General features: G+C 33.3%; 20 protein-coding genes. 19 read left to right on the top strand and 1 reads right to left on the bottom strand.

Features of this window, described 5'->3' with window-relative positions; translation table 11 throughout:
- Positions 1-3: 3 nt before the first annotated feature.
- The 18 genes from JM172_RS02330 (at position 4) to perR (ending at position 15,095) form a co-directional block, all read left to right on the top strand.
- Positions 4-789 carry an ABC transporter permease gene (locus tag JM172_RS02330; protein WP_214480474.1) on the top strand — a complete coding sequence of 262 codons (786 nt, stop codon included), beginning with the start codon at positions 4-6 and terminating at the stop codon, positions 787-789.
- A 436-nt stretch (positions 790-1,225) separates the two neighbouring features.
- Positions 1,226-1,636, top strand: a complete 411-nt coding sequence (locus JM172_RS02325) for a potassium channel family protein (protein WP_214480473.1) — start codon at positions 1,226-1,228, stop codon at positions 1,634-1,636.
- Positions 1,637-1,776: 140 nt separating this feature from the next.
- Entirely contained in the window at positions 1,777-2,220 is a 444-nt protein-coding gene (locus JM172_RS02320; protein ID WP_214480711.1) for a MarR family winged helix-turn-helix transcriptional regulator, read from the top strand.
- Between the two features lie 269 nt (positions 2,221-2,489).
- Positions 2,490-3,197: a pirin family protein gene (locus JM172_RS02315; protein WP_214480472.1), complete on the top strand. Its 708-nt coding sequence runs from the start codon at positions 2,490-2,492 to the stop codon at positions 3,195-3,197.
- Positions 3,198-3,370: 173 nt separating this feature from the next.
- The gene (locus JM172_RS02310) at positions 3,371-3,997 is read left to right on the top strand and encodes an FMN-dependent NADH-azoreductase (RefSeq protein ID WP_214480710.1); all 627 of its coding nucleotides are present in this window, start codon (positions 3,371-3,373) and stop codon (positions 3,995-3,997) included.
- A gap of 483 nt (positions 3,998-4,480) precedes the next feature.
- Positions 4,481-4,951 carry a thioredoxin-dependent thiol peroxidase gene (bcp, locus tag JM172_RS02305; RefSeq protein ID WP_214480471.1) on the top strand — a complete coding sequence of 157 codons (471 nt, stop codon included), beginning with the start codon at positions 4,481-4,483 and terminating at the stop codon, positions 4,949-4,951.
- 319 nt (positions 4,952-5,270) lie between these two features.
- Positions 5,271-6,065 (top strand): hypothetical protein, encoded by a 795-nt coding sequence (locus JM172_RS02300; protein ID WP_214480470.1) that lies wholly within the window; start codon positions 5,271-5,273, stop codon positions 6,063-6,065.
- 4 nt (positions 6,066-6,069) lie between these two features.
- On the top strand, positions 6,070-6,441 hold the full coding sequence (locus tag JM172_RS02295) for a GntR family transcriptional regulator (RefSeq protein WP_214480469.1): 372 nt from the start codon (positions 6,070-6,072) through the stop codon (positions 6,439-6,441).
- On the top strand, positions 6,438-7,139 hold the full coding sequence (locus tag JM172_RS02290; RefSeq protein ID WP_214480468.1) for an ABC transporter ATP-binding protein: 702 nt from the start codon (positions 6,438-6,440) through the stop codon (positions 7,137-7,139). The genes JM172_RS02295 and JM172_RS02290 overlap by 4 nt, the downstream gene beginning before the upstream one ends.
- 426 nt (positions 7,140-7,565) lie before the next feature.
- Entirely contained in the window at positions 7,566-8,690 is a 1,125-nt protein-coding gene (locus tag JM172_RS02285; RefSeq protein ID WP_214480467.1) for an MGDG synthase family glycosyltransferase, read from the top strand.
- A gap of 17 nt (positions 8,691-8,707) precedes the next feature.
- Positions 8,708-9,397, top strand: a complete 690-nt coding sequence (locus JM172_RS02280; protein WP_214480466.1) for a DedA family protein — start codon at positions 8,708-8,710, stop codon at positions 9,395-9,397.
- A gap of 55 nt (positions 9,398-9,452) precedes the next feature.
- Positions 9,453-10,250: a patatin-like phospholipase family protein gene (locus JM172_RS02275; protein WP_214480465.1), complete on the top strand. Its 798-nt coding sequence runs from the start codon at positions 9,453-9,455 to the stop codon at positions 10,248-10,250.
- 171 nt (positions 10,251-10,421) lie between these two features.
- Positions 10,422-10,772, top strand: a complete 351-nt coding sequence (locus JM172_RS02270; protein WP_214480464.1) for a lmo0954 family membrane protein — start codon at positions 10,422-10,424, stop codon at positions 10,770-10,772.
- 16 nt (positions 10,773-10,788) lie between these two features.
- Entirely contained in the window at positions 10,789-11,424 is a 636-nt protein-coding gene (locus tag JM172_RS02265) for a PspA/IM30 family protein (protein ID WP_214480463.1), read from the top strand.
- A 155-nt stretch (positions 11,425-11,579) separates the two neighbouring features.
- Complete coding sequence (gene liaF / locus JM172_RS02260; protein WP_214480462.1) at positions 11,580-12,314, top strand: cell wall-active antibiotics response protein LiaF; 735 nt, start codon at positions 11,580-11,582, stop codon at positions 12,312-12,314.
- Positions 12,311-13,357, top strand: coding sequence for a sensor histidine kinase (locus JM172_RS02255; protein ID WP_214480461.1), 1,047 nt, complete (start codon positions 12,311-12,313; stop codon positions 13,355-13,357). The genes liaF and JM172_RS02255 overlap by 4 nt, the downstream gene beginning before the upstream one ends.
- Positions 13,350-13,982 carry a response regulator transcription factor gene (locus tag JM172_RS02250; RefSeq protein WP_214480460.1) on the top strand — a complete coding sequence of 211 codons (633 nt, stop codon included), beginning with the start codon at positions 13,350-13,352 and terminating at the stop codon, positions 13,980-13,982. The genes JM172_RS02255 and JM172_RS02250 overlap by 8 nt, the downstream gene beginning before the upstream one ends.
- Before the next feature lie 666 nt (positions 13,983-14,648).
- Positions 14,649-15,095: a peroxide-responsive transcriptional repressor PerR gene (gene perR / locus JM172_RS02245; RefSeq protein ID WP_250886470.1), complete on the top strand. Its 447-nt coding sequence runs from the start codon at positions 14,649-14,651 to the stop codon at positions 15,093-15,095.
- Between the two features lie 49 nt (positions 15,096-15,144).
- On the opposite strand, the gene JM172_RS02240 is transcribed toward perR, so the two are convergent.
- Positions 15,145-15,510, bottom strand: a complete 366-nt coding sequence (locus JM172_RS02240; protein WP_214480459.1) for a YgzB family protein — start codon at positions 15,508-15,510, stop codon at positions 15,145-15,147.
- A 191-nt stretch (positions 15,511-15,701) separates the two neighbouring features.
- Between JM172_RS02240 and JM172_RS02235 the strand changes: the two genes are divergently transcribed.
- On the top strand, positions 15,702-16,577 hold the full coding sequence (locus tag JM172_RS02235) for a nucleotidyltransferase-like protein (protein ID WP_214480458.1): 876 nt from the start codon (positions 15,702-15,704) through the stop codon (positions 16,575-16,577).
- Positions 16,578-16,872 lie beyond the last annotated feature (295 nt).

The raw sequence follows: 16,872 nt of genomic DNA, 5'->3' as shown, positions 1-16,872 counted from the left end.
AACGTGTTTTACATATCGACTTTTTTTCAATACGTTAGTCAATATTTAAAAACGAGATTACAATATAGAGCAAACTTAGTCGTTGAAATTTTATCTGACTTATTATTTCAAGGTGTAAATCTCGTGTTTATACTAGTCGTATTCGGTCATACCCAATTGCTAAATGGGTGGAGTAGGGAAGAGATCATTTTTATTTACGGCTTCTTCCTTGTACCGTTCGCTTTGTTTACATCTTTTTTTAATATTTGGGATTTTAATGAGAGGTATATTGTTAAAGGTGAAATGGATCGTATTTTAACTAGACCAATTCATAGTTTATTTCAAATTGTGCTTGAGAGGATGGAGCTTGAGTCATTATTTGGTGGCGTGACAGGAATTGCGATAATGAGTTATGCAGCTTATCAATTGGAGTTAGCTTTTCACTGGTATGATGTAGTAATTTTTATATTATTTGTAATCGGCGGTGCACTTGTCTATGCCGGGATTTTTATTATGATTGCTAGTATAGGCTTTTGGTCTGATGCTCGGACATCAATTATGCCTATGATGTATAACATCGGGAACTATGGAAGATACCCAGTTGATATTTATAATAAAGTAATTCGTTACATATTAACATGGATATTACCATTTGCATTTGTTGGAGTGTATCCAGCTGCGTATTTTCTTAAGAGAACAGAGTGGTATGGATATTCTTTTATTACTCCAATTATTGGTAGTTTGTTTTTCGTTTTAGCTGTAGTTATATGGAACATAGGAGTGAAAAAGTATAGAGGGGCGGGCAACTAGCATAACGGATTTTATTTCTATGCCCTTATATTAATACGATGGTTGTTTCACATTGATTGATGTTTTTCGTACTAAGAAATAAACTTGGAAGAACAACTATGAAACCGGGGCAACTTTTCATTGTATAAACCGAGGCTCTACTTATGTAAAACCTTAGTCTAAGTTTTATTAGGCTAAGGTTATTTTGTTCGATTAATTTAGGCTGTTTTCACGTTGATTGTTGTTTTTCGTAAGAAATAAATACGTATAACCCAAGCGTTCGTGGCATCTTTCCTCATTTAAAATGAGGTCAATTTATCTATTGTTGTCCTAAACTCGTCTCTATAGCAACAAAGTTTTTGAAAAAAGCCTTTATTTATGTACAAACGAGAATAGGCTTGTTTTTTTTTCGTATATATAGAGTAGGTTTAATCGATGGAATATTGGAGGGGTAGAAATGGTGAGTTTTATCGTCTTGCTTACTTTTTTTTGCATTATAATGAGTGTCAGAACGATATGGAGTTTAAAACGAAAAGCCCACCAATTAGTATCCTTTGAGAATTTGTTTGCGTTAGTTACTATTTATATAACGGTATTAGTCGGGTTTGGGTTAATCTATACGATACTTGAGGAAAATGGCTATTCAATATTAAAAGAAGACGGTCAACATATAATAGGGGATTTTCTTACTAAGCTACAAACAAGTATGTATTTCAGTGCAATAACATTATTATCTGTAGGTTATGGTGACATAACACCAGTTGGTGGCGGCAGATGGATTGCGATAGCAGAGGCATTATTAGGATACACAATACCAGCAGCCTTTGTAGTGAAGACAGTTATTCAGGTTGATAAGAAGGAGAGTTAATGAAAAACCCATATTTTATTTTCCTAAGCTCACCACGAAGCGAAGCTTGAGGAGGGGGGCTTCTGGGATGATAAATTGACACGGAAGGATGTGTTATGTATAATGAATTCAAGATATTGGATATTGAGAGGTTTGATATAATGGAAGAAAATAAAGAAATTAATTCTGCACTTAAGCTATTTGTTGTAATGTCAAAAGCACAGCGTTCGATTGTAGATGTTGTTAGCAAAGATGTTAAAAGCTATGGCTTAAACACAACTGAATTTGGTGTGCTGGATTTATTATATAATAAAGAAAAATTTCCATTGCAAAAAATAGGTGAGCATATCTTAATTGCTAGTGGAAGTATAACATATGTTGTTGACAAATTAGAGCAAAAAGGGCTTATTGAACGAAAAGGTTGTCCGAAAGACCGTCGTGTAACTTATGCGGCAATAACTAAAGCTGGGGTCGAGTTAATGGACGATATATTTCCGAAACATAAAAAGGTCATTGATGAGATTTTCTCTGTGCTTACAGAAGATGAAAAACAGATGATGATTGGATTATGGAAAAAAGTAGGATTTCATGTTTCGCAGTCATAGTTAATATTTAGAAACAAAATTTTTTTGGTTGCATTTATCTTGAATTCGTGATATATTAATTCATGACAATTCAATTGGTTCATAATAGTCGAATGATACCTCGATTTAATAATATATAGAATTGAGATGTTTAAGGTAATTAATATTTTTTTGCAAATATATCTCTAATTAGAGAATTCTACCTTTAGATTATATTTGTATAAATGTATGAAGCTACGAGGTTTTGGTATCAGTTGAAATAAATTTACACACTAAAGGGGTGAAAGAATATGATTAAAAAATTTCCCGCTAATTCAAGACATGAGATGAATCATGGATGGCTGAAAACGCATTTAAGTTTTTCCTTTGCGGAATATCATGACCCAGAAAATGAAACCTTTGGTCCATTACGTGTACTTAACGATGATGTTGTAGCTCCTTTACGAGGCTTTGGGAAACATCCACATCAGGAAATGGAAATCGTCTCAATCGTATTATCAGGGCAATTACAGCATGAAGATAGTCAAGGTAATAAGGCAACGACGACTTTCGGTGAAATTCAACGGATGTCAGCAGGGACTGGAATATATCACTCGGAGGTCAATCCATCAAGTGAAGAAGATGTTAACTTTTTGCAGCTTTGGTTTTTCCCGAAAGAACAAGGTGTAACTCCTTCATATGAAAAGACAGCTTTTGATATCGGAGCGATGAAGAATCATTTACTACCTGTTGTCGCTAATCATCCTGACAATAGTAAAGTAGCAGATATTAATCAAGACCTAACGATCTATTTAGCTGATTTAGAGTCAGATCACGCTATAACGTTTACACAAGATAAAGATAGAAAAACGCTCATTTTCGTCATTGAGGGAGAGTTACTTCTTAATGGAAATACAACATTAAATAAAAGAGATTCAGCACGTATTGTAGACGTAACTTCTCTAAATATAGATGGGGTTGGTCAGTCACGGTTTATGCTAATTGATTTGCCAGCATAACGTAGCACACTTTAGGAAATCATAGGTTGTCACAATATTGGAGGTGATGCCTTATTGGAAGTGATTAACCAATTGGGTTATTGACTTCTACATGTTAATGAGGAGGATAAACAATGGGATTTATTAATAATATTATAAATAAATTTAAAACTAATAATGGGAGTGTAGAAAAAATGACAAAAGTATTATTTGTAAAAGGAAATCCAAAACAAGAGAAAGATTCATATTCATTACGCTTAGCAAATGCTTTTATTGATGCGTATAAAACTGAAAATCCAAATGACGAGATTATTGAACTAGATCTATATAAGGAAAATATCCCTTTTATTGATGGTGATGTGTTATCTGCATGGGGGAAATTCGCAGCACAGCAAGAGCTTACTGCAACTGAACAAGAAAAAGTAGGTAGAATGAATGAGTTAACTGATCAATTTATAGCTGCTGATAAAGTGATCTTTGCTGCACCAATGTGGAATTTTGGTTTCCCACCGATGGTAAAAGCTTATATTGATACTATTTCAATTGCTGGAAAGACATTCAAATATACTGAAAATGGTCCAGTTGGGTTATTAGAAGATAAGCCAGTTGTTTTATTAGAAGCGCGCGGGGGAATTTATTCAGAAGGTCCAGCAGCAAGTGCGCAACATACTGTAAGTCATTTACAAACTGTTATGGGCTTCATAGGCATTCAGAATTTCCAAACAGTTGTAGTTGAAGGAGTTAACTTTGACCCTTCAAATGCCGAGAACATATTCCAAAATGCGGCTAACAAAGCAAAAGAAGTAGCAAAAACATTTTAAATAATGACAATAAAACCACGTCACATTAGAGACGTGGTTTTTTATTGTTGCTTATTCAAGGTGCTATAATCGTACCAATAAATTAAAATGTACCCAAATTCCAAATCCCTCACTACAACGATGTCAATTACATAGGCTCTTTTCGTTAACTTTGTTGCTATTGAGATTAATATAGAACAGCAACCAATAATAATTTTATGCAATTGACTTCAATTTAAATGAGAAAAGATGAAGCGTATACTTAGTTTATACGTATTCTGTTCTTAGTAGTACGAAAAGCAACAATCAATGCGAAAACAGCCATTACATAAAAGCATAATAGCTGTTATTACTCAGTATTTATAGTAAATTACATATTGAGCAGATATGTATTTGAGTTTGAAAACAATTCATTTGTTTTTATTGTCCTATTAGCGTTAAACTTTACATAGAAGTGTTCAAAAAAGGCGAGCTATGTCAGTCGCTATTATATGGAGGCATACTATGAGCTTAGAACTTAATCAAAAAGCACCTGATTTTCAACTATTATCAAATACTGGTGAAGAAGTTAAACTGTCCAATTATTTAGGCAAGAATGTTGTAGTATATTTTTATCCAAAGGACATGACACCTGGATGTACAACCGAAGCGTGTGATTTCAGGGATAGACATGAACAGTTTACTGAATTAGATACAGTAATTCTTGGGATTAGCCCGGATCCAATCGAAAGGCATAAGAAATTTATTGAAAAGCATGGATTACCTTTCTTATTACTCGTTGATGAAGACCATAAAGTTGCTGAAGAATACGATGTTTGGAAGTTGAAGAAAAACTTTGGTAAAGAGTATATGGGAATTGAAAGATCAACTTTTGTCATTGATAAAGAGGGAAATGTGGTAAAAGAATGGCGAAAAGTTAGAGTGAAAGACCATGTTGAATCAGCTCTACAATTTATAAAGGATAACTTACAATAACAAAGGTAAATCAATCATTTTTTTCATAAGGCTCTCTTCGTGATCTTTGTTGCTATTCATACCAAACGACAGGGAGCGGTCATATACGGTTGTCATCGTTTTATGGCAGAATGATGCCGTGGGTTGTGTTTTAGTTCGTAAAACAACAATTAATGCAAAAAAGACTCACTTTAAGAGTGTAGAGAAGATACATAATTTCTCTACACTTTTTTTATGCCATTTTAGACTTGTCCATATATTGACAATTATATTGTTACGGTGTACTATGTAACTAGAACACTAAAACAATTATTGAATTAAATTATTAGGAGGTAGCGAAATGGTAGGAACAAGTTCCTTTAGTGGGGTATTGAAAAAAGATTTTTTACTAATGAGAAGTCATTTAGTCGCTGTTTTAATTTTAAATACAGCAGCCTTTGTTTTAGGGTGGTACCTTTATTCAAAATTATCATGGTCTAACTTTGATATTGGACTTAATGGGTTAGAGGTGATAGATGATCATTTAATTAAATTTATTCCGTTGTTAACTGTTAGTGTATTGCATGTCTTTTTTTTAAGTGTATATATGTTTTCTAGCTTGAATAAAGAAGCAAAAAAAATGCATTTATGGCTGCATAATCCTCAACCATCGTTTCAGTTAATAGCTAGTAAATTCTTAAATGGCTTTTGTGCATTAATCATTTCACAAGCAACAATCATCATTTTTATATTAATTAACTTCATTCCGCTATACGGAGAATTACAATCACCAATTTTGGCTGAAATATTTAATTTTGCCTCGCTAGAGATGTTCTATATTATTAGTATCTCAACAGTACTTTCAATCACCGTTCTCTTTTTTTGGGTAATATACCGTTTCATCAAAACTAGAATAGGTAAAGGATCCAAATTAATACTTTTCCTTATCGTTATCGTATCACTTTATTTCTTTAACTCTTTGATGAATTTATCAATCATCGAGGTAATGTTAGAGTGGGGTGCTTATGAGATATATTATCCTAGTATTTTTGTTAGTGGAGCAATCTATGCAGGTTCACTCTTGTTTTTCTTAATATTCACCGCATGTTTGTTTTTCATATCATCATGGCTTATTGACAAGAAGTTGGAGGTATAAAGTAATGGAAGACTTTCAAGCAAATAGACCGATTTATATGCAATTAGTAGACCGGATTAGTCATAAGATTGTTAGGGGAGAGTTAAAACCGGGTGATAAATTAAAATCAGTTCGTGAAATGGCAGTTGAATCAGGGGTAAATCCGAATACAGTTCAACGAACTTATAGCGAAATGGAAAGGGTGGGTATTGTGGAAACGAGAAGAGGGCAAGGGACTTTTGTATCAGAAAGTGAAGAAAGGCTGGAAATGTTAAGAGAACAGCTTAAATCAAATCACATTATGAAATTCATTCAAGAAATGACTGCAATGGGATTTAAGCAAGATGAAATTATAAGAGACATCCAATCCTTTATGGTAAAGGAGAATATGAAATGATTGAATTACAAAATGTTACGAAAAAATATATCGGTAAAACAGCTTTGCATAATGTAAGTTTATCATTTCCTGAAGGTAAGATTATAGGAATTATCGGCGAGAACGGCAGTGGGAAATCCACCCTTTTGAAGTTGATGGCTGGATTAATCCAACCTTCGCAAGGCTTTGTGAAAGTAGGTAATATGCAAGCTGACAGACGAATTTGTCATGTTGTAACCTATTTATCTGAGTTAGACGATTATTATCCATTTTACACCGTCAAGCAGACAATAGAATTTTTTGCAACTCAGTTTGAAGATTTTCAGTTATCCAAAGCTTTTGAGATTATGAAGTTTATGAAGTTAGATCCAAATCAAAAGGTTAAGCATTTATCTAAAGGGAACCGAGGTCGATTAAAAATAGTATTATCTCTAGCTAGGGATGTACCTTATATATTAATGGATGAACCTTTTTCAGGGCTAGATCCTATGGTAAGAGAGTCCGTTGTCAAAGGGCTCATATCGTTTATCAATTTGGAAAAACAAACTGTCATTATAACAACTCATGAAGTGGATGAAGTTGAACCCTTACTGGATACGGTTGTTGTAATTAGAGATGGTAATGTAGTTAATATTACTGATGTTGAGCATTTACATGAGGAAAAAAATATTGGTATAGTAGATTATTTGAAAAGTTTACATGAACCTAAAAGTAGTTGAGGATTTTGAAAAAGAAAATAAATGTACCTCCCTTCACCTAGATATATGACGAAAGGATGGGGAGGTTATTTTTTTTCATTCGTAAGGTTTTTGTAGGTTTATTTTTCTGATTTTTAAGTATATTCAAAACTGAATGTAACAGCTTGATTGTTAGTCTTAATTATCTATAAGCCTTAAGTCTTAGAGAAGTATAATACTCTGGCACGTTATGTAAAAATCTTGTATTCGCTAAGATTGAATTACGTAAAGTTTGAATATCTTAAATCCAAGGTGAACTTGTTCAAGTTAACATGAATACCGGAATTAGGTAGAGAGGCTTTTCTACATGGTCAATCCCAACTGTATAGAAGCCTAATTGCAACATGGAGCTTAAACAGAGGAATCTTAGTGAATTCGATATATGTGAAAGGGAAGGGAGAAATAATGATGAAAAAAGTTTTATTTTTACCATTGTTAAGAATGCCATCAGGGCATCATCAAGTTTCAGAGGCTTTCATTCATTCGTTTAATTGTCATGACCAGTATGTAAAAACGAAGAAGATAGATTTGCTTAGTCATTCAAATCCTCCTTTAGAAAAGTTTATTACTTCGTTTTACCTAAAATGGATTAAACTAGCTCCGCAATCTTATGAATGGGTTTATAAAAATTTTGGATATTCATCATCTAAAAATTATTCCTTACAGTGGTATGAGTTATTCTTTTTGAGGAATATGGAAAAACTCCTGCAGGAAGAGAAACCTGATTTAATAGTAGCTACACATGGTTTTCCATCATTTTTAGTTAGTCGTTTAAAAGTGAAAAATAAAATCGACATACCTTTAGTCAATGTTTATACTGACTTTTTTATTAATAATGTATGGGGAAGAGAAGGTGTTGATTTTCACTTTGTTTCAAGCGAACAAATGAAAACATATTTAATAGATGAAAACGGATTATCACCAGATAAAATTATATTGACTGGTATACCAATTAGTGAAGTATTCAATGGAATGAACAGGCAGTTTAAGCAAAAGGAGAGATATCATATTCTCATATCAGGTGGTAGTAGTGGTTTAGGAAATATAACAGACTTCTTGAGTAAAGTTGATATAGGAGAAACAACTCAATTTTCTGTATTATGTGGTAAAAATGAAAAACTGTATCAAGATCTCAAAAATAGCAAGAACCCCTATATTACTCCATATCCATATATCTCTTCTAGAGAAAAAATGAATGACTTATACGAAGATGTTGATGCAATTGTTACGAAACCTGGCGGAGTAACTGTCAGTGAAGCTTTGCAAAAAAGGTTACCTATCTTTATAGAATCTGCCTTACCAGGTCAAGAAGATTTTAATTTGGCATACCTACAAGAGAAAGCACTCGTGTACAAACTAAATGCTAATACCCCACTAAATCAACAACTTATGGACAAATTAAATAATAAAGAAAACTGGGAAGAACATCAACGTAGAATAGAAGAACATGTTCAAAGTTTTCATAACCCGTATGAACAACTATTGCAAATTATGAAAACGACCAACCGCATAGAGGTTGGTTACGTTGGCTAAAAGAAAGGCATTTTAAGTTGAGTTTTGTTGAAATTGTCCAAAATTTAGGAGTTGTTGGTTTATTCATCTCAATGTTTTTAGAAGGATCTTCATTACCTTTCCCTGGGGTAATAGTTGTATTATCGTATGGATTTTTATTAAACCCTAGCTATGTTAATTTGGTTGTGATTTCAATTGGCATGGCAATGATATATACATTGGCAAGCTTCATTCCTTATTTAATTGGTTTAAAGATGAGTTCTATATTTCCTAAAAAACTTCAAAAGGGGATTAACAAAGCCAGGTGTTGGTTTCAAAAGTACGGGACTTGGAGTATTTCTTTATCTAGACCATTTGGTATGGGGAATTATATTTCATATATAGCAGGAATGAGCGAAGTGAAGGCTAGCGTTTATACCATTCATACATTTTTAGGTATTTTACCATGGTCATTTTTGGTGCTATTAATAGGTAAGTTTGGGAACGAAATAGCAATAAGAGATTTTTTCAAAGAATACCAGATTTATATTTATTCATTCTTGATCGTAGTGCTGCTTATTTATGGTTTATATATATGGTGGAAGGCAACAAACAATACTAATGAAGTAAAGGGGCAAGTTCAAAAAAATGAAATGATAGACAATGAAAAACAGCAGAACTTAGCTCCGGCGTTGGATATGTTGGTTCGTGGGGTCCGTGAAGAGAGGAAAAAAGAGGTAATGAAATAATTCACTCCTATCGATCTCTAATATGTAAAATTATAGAAACAGGAGGAAGTAAATAATGATGGAAACTGGTTTATCACTGAGTGGGGGCTCTTTAAGGGGAGCAGCACATATTGGAGTTCTAAATGAACTACAATTTCAAAACATAGATATTACACATATTGCTGGTACGAGTGCAGGTGCATTAATTGCAGGTTTATATGCATGCGGTATGAGACCAGAACAAATGGAACATGAGCTAGAAGATTTATCAATTAGAAAAATGTTAGATATACAAGTAGGTAGAAAAGGATGGGTAAAAGGAAAACGGATTTATGAAAAATTAGTTCAGCTTACAAATGGTAAGCACTTTTCAGATCTTGACATACCGTTAGCAATTATAAGTTTAGACCTTATTTCTGGACAGTTGGTTATTATCAAGTCAGGTGAAGTTGCTAAGGCGATTCATGCTAGTATCGCTATTCCTGGTATTTTTGCACCTGTAAAACATGGAAATCAACTTCTTGTTGATGGTTATATTTTAAATAATAATCCAGTAGATGTGGTGAAAGATATGGGAGCTCAACATATTACAGCGGTGAGCATTAAAGGATCAAAAGACAGTAACCCAAAACATATTTTTCATCAGCTTTCACGGTATATAGGAGTTGCAAGTAAATATCATACAAGCCAGCTCGTAGAGAAATATGCGGATTTAATCATTAATATTGACCTTCAAGGGGTCGCTCGCTCTGAGAGAAAGTCTATGGACAGATATATTGAATTAGGAAAGCAACAAGCATGTGGAGCTTTTTCTAGTTTAAATATGAATGCTAGTGAAAGTGTTGCTAACATTTATAAGCAAAAGGTTGTTTAATACTGGGTTTAAATGGCTTTTTTATATAGAATGAGAACGCAAATCACTATGAATTGATATTAGGGTCTTATCGTTACTAGGACTCGAGTCTTAATAGAAAATAGAGCGCAGGCGCGTTATGAAAAAGTGTAAAAATAGATATGATGGACTTAAGAAAGGAGGAACATAATAATGAAAAATGTTGGTTTGTTTATAATCGGTGGAATAGCTGCAATGGTGTTAATTTCATCACTTGGACCAATGGTTGGATTAGCAATTAATCTTCTCATCCTCTATTTAGTTTTCAAACAGTTTATGAAAACCAAATCTACATTCGCTAAATTCGGATGGGCGTTAATCGGTATTGTGATTCTTATGATCGTTGGGTCACACATTCCAGCTGTTATTGGTTTTGCAGCCGCTTATGTTTTATATATTGTGTATAAAAAATGGAATGCTAGTCAAGATACGATTGAAGAAGAAACAGATGATCCCTTTGTAAATTTTGAAAAACAATGGTCAGAAATGAAAAGGTATAATTAAAAGGAGATGACGAGAAATGCCTAACATAATTTCACGTATAAGAAATAGTATTGAAGCAGATTTACATGATGCTCTTGATAGAAAAGAACATAAAAATCCTGTGGCGGTTTTAAATCAGTATTTGCGACAATGTGAGCAAGAAACAGAAAAAGCCCGCAAATTATTAGAACGTCAATATACATTAAAAGATGAATTTACTCGCGAATATAAGCATGCAAAACAATTTGCAGAAAAAAGAAAACGACAAGCTGAAATCGCTTCTCAAGCAGATGAAAAAGAATTATATGATTTTGCAGTACAAGAGCAAGCTCAATATGAAGAGCGAGCATACCGCTTAAATAATTTACTTACAGAAGCTACTCAACAAGTAGATGTCCTTGAACGAAAATATGAGGAAATGAAGCATAAGGTAAAAGATATGCACATTAGACGAATGGAGCTTATGGGTCGAGAGAATATTACTCGTGCACATCACCGTATGAACAAAGTAATAAATTCGAATGACGCAAAGAACAGCCCTTTCACTAAATTTGAAGAAATAGATAATTATCTAGATCGATTAGAACATGAAGTAAATAGTTCATATTTTAGAAACACAATTGACGCAAGGATTGCTCAATTAGAGAAGGAAGAAAAAAAAGAAGTAAATTAGAAGACACGCATTCAAATTTCTAGACTAGACATGGTATGCTAGAAGGCGTAGGTAACTGCGCCTTTTCGGTTCTAAAAATTGACTTATAGTGTGAGTCCTATCAAGTAGCCATACAATTTTAAAAGAAGAGGTCTTATACAGAGAGGAGTAAGCCCATGTTTAATAAAATAACTACAGAACAGTTAAGCTGGATTGTAGTAATAATAATCGCTATGCTACTGCTAGAGGTTTCGTTTTTTAACAGTGGGGTTATTTTTTCTCTAATCGTTTCAATAAGTTTAATTTATATTGGCCGCAAACGTATGCCAAAGGCTAGTGGGAAAATTCTGTTTTGGTTTGGGTTACTTTTTACATTATTAAGTGTAACAGGTATGATGACGTTTAAACTCTTGCTGTTGGTCATCATTATTTTCTTAATTAATAGTTTCGTACAAACGAAAAAAGAACCAACAATTATAAAGCCAACAATAAAAGAACCTGAAATAATAGCTTCTGAGGAAACATTAATTACACGTTCGCCTCTCATGAAAAATATTTTAATCGGGCAACAACAAACACCGTCTCATGTATATGAATGGAACGATGTTAATATTCAAGCTGGTATTGGTAACACCGTAATAGATTTAAGTTATACTGTTCTTCCTAAGGGAGAAACAATTATCTTCATTAGAAATTTTATAGGTAATATTGAAGTTCTTATTCCATATGATTTAGAAGTTAGTATTCGCCATTCAGTTTTCATTGGTTCATCAACGGTCTTTGAAGTACATGATGCTAATATGTTTAATCAAGTATTTAGCTTACAAACTCCTCAATATGATAATGTTGATCAAAAAATAAAAATTGTTACCTCAATGATAGTCGGGAATATTGAGGTGAAGCGAGTATGAATGCAATCCAAAGGCAGCTGATTATTGGTTTAAGTATGTCGATGGTTGTTTTACTAGTGACATTGATTGGTACATTTCTAGTATTTCCATTACCAGAATGGAACGTTTTGTGGAAAAAAGAAATAATGGAGATACCGTTTGTACTATTTATTGTTGCCATAAGTATTATTGTTGGGCTTCTTTTTGGCGCGATCTCTGGATTATCTTGGAGAAAACAACTTATATCAATAAGTGGTATGCTTCACCAAATGGAAACTGGTCACAAAATAAAGGTAGATGAAAAAGCTCCACTCAGTGAAATTCAAGCTATTCATGATCGAATGGACAAAATACAAAGAAAGATGTCGGAACAGACGAAATTATCAAGGAAGCTAGCTAATGATATTGTGGAGGATCAAGAGCAACGAATTCAAGAAATGATTTCTCAAGAGAGGAATCGCTTAGCTCGTGAATTACATGATTCAGTTAGTCAGCAGCTATTTGCAGCATCTATGTTAATGTCTGCGATCAACGAAGCAAATCCCCTTTCAAATGAGCGTGAAACGAAACAGCTAAAAATGGTTGAACAAATGATTCATCAATCCCAGTTAGAAATGCGTGCCCTGTTACTTCATTTGAGGCCAGCTGCTCTAAAAGGGAAGTCTCTTCAAGAAGGGATTGAGATGCTATTAGTGGAATTATCTCAAAAAGTATCAATGTCGATCCAATGGAAGATTGAAGAGACACCTATGGAAAAAGGAGTGGAAGATCATCTGTTCAGAATATTACAAGAATCGTTATCAAATACTTTGCGTCATGCGAAGGCTACTAAACTTGAAGTGTTATTGATTCAAAGAGACGAACTAATTATTTTACGTGTAGTAGATGATGGAATTGGCTTTGACGTGGAAGAAACGAAAGCAGGTTCTTATGGTTTACAGAATATGTATGAACGGGCGATCGAAATAGGTGGTACGATGAATATAGTAAGTGTGAAAAATAATGGTACCCGTCTTGAAGTGAAAATACCGATATTAAGAAATGAGGGAGAAGCTGGTGATTAAAGTATTATTTGTTGATGATCATGAAATGGTTCGTATCGGTGTGTCATCATATTTATCTGCCCAATCAGACATAGAGGTGGTGGGTGAAGCCGATAATGGGAAAGATGGTGTTGAACTAGCACTTTCATTACGTCCAGATATCATCCTTATGGATTTAGTAATGAAGGAGATGGATGGGATAGAAGCAACTCAGGTGATCATCGATCAATGGCCAGAAGCGAAAATTATTATTGTTACGAGTTTTTTAGATGATGAAAAAGTATATCCTGCTTTAGAAGCAGGTGCAACGAGCTATTTATTAAAAACTTCAAAAGCTAATGAAATTGCTAATGCAGTGCGAGAAACGTATCGTGGGCAGTCAGTCCTTGAACCCGAAGTAACAGGGAAGATGATGCGGAAAATGCGACAAAAAAATGTTCAGCTTCTACATGAAGAACTAACAAGTAGAGAAATGGAAATTTTACTATTAATGACAGAGGGGAAAACAAATCAAGAAATTGCTGATCAGTTATATATTGCATTAAAAACGGTGAAAGCACATGTCAGTAATATTTTAAGTAAATTAGAAGTACAAGATCGAACACAAGCGGTGATTTATGCATTTAAGCACTCGTTAGTTAAGTAATCATATACATATTACCCCTGTTAAATCTCACCTCAAAGCCTATCTTTTTTAGTATAGGGGCAAACATCCAAACGAATTCATCTTAGTTGAGTATGATAGTATTGTAGGGCATACCTCCTCAGTATTCAATACAATTCATTTTGCGGGATTTAGTTCCGCATTTTTTTGTGTATGGATCTTTTTGTAAACTTTATTGCTTTTTCACTTACATTCGAGAAATTGATTTTTATTATATGCTTTAGAGAAGAAAAGTTCCTCCAAACGTATGTTATATACTCGTATAGTTCTTATTATGAAAAGCAACAATTAATGCCAAGGTAGCTTTGTGTATCAAGAAGTTAGGATCTTGTTATTTATTTGAAGTGAAGAAACTCATTTTGTTAATTTCTTGCTAAAATTAACAATGTAGGATGATGCTATATCCCCTTGTCATAGTTTTAACGCTAGTTGCATAATTGTTTCGCTTTAGTAGGTAAAACAATAACTAGTCCGAACAATCTTGAAAAGTGGATACTAATCAAATAATTTGTATTATTTTTTTCGAAAAGTGCGTAAAATTAGATTTCATCTCATATAGTAAAGGTGTATATATTGACAAAACTCAGTATAACAATGTAGACTAATTATAAATATTATAAAGTAAGAATCTTTTTAGGAGAGAGGTGCATGACGGTGTCCCATCATGACCAATTGAAAGAAGCTCTTGAGGCGTTAAAGCAAACAGGGGTTAGAATTACCCCACAACGTCATGCGGTTCTTGAGTATCTTATTCATAATGTGTCACACCCAACTGCTGACGATATTTATAAAGCGCTTGAAGGTAAATTTCCTAATATGAGTGTAGCAACAGTATATAATAACTTGAGGGTGTTCCGTGAAGTAGGTTTAGTTAAAGAGCTAACTTATGGAGATGCATCCAGCCGCTTTGATTATGTTACAACAGATCATTACCATGTGATATGCGAAGAATGTGGTAAAATTGTTGATTTCCATTATCCTGGATTGGATGAGGTAGAAGCCTTAGCGGAACATGTGACAGGATTTAAAGTAAGCCATCACCGTATGGAAGTTTACGGAGTATGTGAAGATTGTCAACAAAATAAAAAGCATTAAAAAGCTGATGGTCGAAAAGACTATCAGCTTTTTATTATCTTATAAGATGTTATTTGGTTATTGTTTTTTTGTCTTTTTTATTATATTTTTCATTAAATTCTTTTCCTTCAAGTGATGGATCAAGAGTTAGTGGTTCATTGCAATACATACATATATCTACTTTACCTAACATTTTTGTTGGCTTTTGGCATGATGGACACACTACTTGAACAGTTTTTGTAGATAACATACCAATCCAAAAGTAAACAACCGTACTAGCTACAATACATAGAAGACCTAAAATCATAAAGACAGTCATTACAACAACAGATGATCGAAAGAATATTCCACCATACATTACAAGAACCCCAATGAAAATCAAACTAAGCGCAAATGTGCGTATCTTGTTTATTTTACTTGAATATTTTTTAGCCATGCCGTCAACCTCCTAATTTAATAATATAGCATAACTAAAATAGAAATGTACACGCTTAACAATTGCATTGTATAGACATAAGAGAGTATATTTATTGATATCAATAGTTTCGATATTAATAACTTTAAAAATTAAAGGTTATTTCATATTAATATCGAATAAATTATTATCAAAAAAGGGGGGAATTTAAAATGGAAGATATACTTCGTCCCATTTATCAGGAAAGAGCGAGTCATAAAAATACACTAGGTGTAATTATCGTTGAAAAAAAGGGAGAAGCTGTTAGTTCTATCACAGATACATTTGATGTTGTGTTATTAGTCATTATAAAAGATTCAGAACAATCGGTTCAAATTAAACATTATGAATTCAATCATAACAAAGCTGCTTTACATATTGTAGATGAAAACCAATTAAATGAATGGGTATTATTAGGCTCTAATAGAAAAGTTACTGAATGGTTAATGAATGGACGGGTTTTATTTGATAGAAATGAATACATTCACAACCTTAGAAATGAGTTAGAGATGTTTCCTAGGGACTACCGTAAACTAAAAATGGGAGTAGAATTTGCTAAACTAATTAGAAGATATTTAGAAGGTAAAAAATTTTATGAATCTAGGCAATATCTAGATGCGTATAATTATGTTGTTCATGCGCTGCATCACCTTGCACGTTTAGCGGTTATTGAAAATGGGTTTCATCCTGAGGTTCTTGTTTGGGGACAAGTAAAGCAAATTGAACCTGAGATTTATAAGCTGTATGAGAAATTAATTGAAGGTGAAGAAACATTAGAGAAAAATTTAGAGTTATTATTTTTAGCCAGTGATTTTCTTATCAGTTCAAAAATTGAGCTAGGCTCTGAACATTTACTTGAGATTTTATCAAGCAAAGATGAACCATGGACTTATGAGGATATAATGAATCATTCACAACTTACTCATTATTCAATAGACCTTTCTATTATGATAGAATTTTTAATAGAGCGTGGGTATATTCATGTGCATAAGGTGGAAACAAAGGGTCAGCAAATTTATCACAGATGTTATTCTGTAGAAAGTAATTAAAAAAATATAAAAAAGCATATTGACGTATAATTATCCCCGTGATATATTTATATTCGTCGCTGCGGAACAATGTTTTAAAGCAGCACATTATAAAAACAAACTAAAAAAAGTTATTGACATAACAACTTGAAAATGTTATATTAAAAAAGTCGCTTATGAGCGATAACTTAAAAAATGTTCTTTGAAAACTAAACAAAACAAAAGCGTCAACGTTAATTTTTTTGAACAAATGAGCAATCAAACTTTATTGGAGAGTTTGATCCTGGCTCAGGACGAACGCTGGCGGCGTGCCTAA

Origin of the sequence: Bacillus sp. SM2101 (assembly GCF_018588585.1) — a bacterium.
Taxonomy (GTDB): Bacteria; Bacillota; Bacilli; order Bacillales; family SM2101; genus Nanhaiella; species Nanhaiella sioensis.
This window is presented reverse-complemented; position numbering and strand designations above follow the sequence as displayed.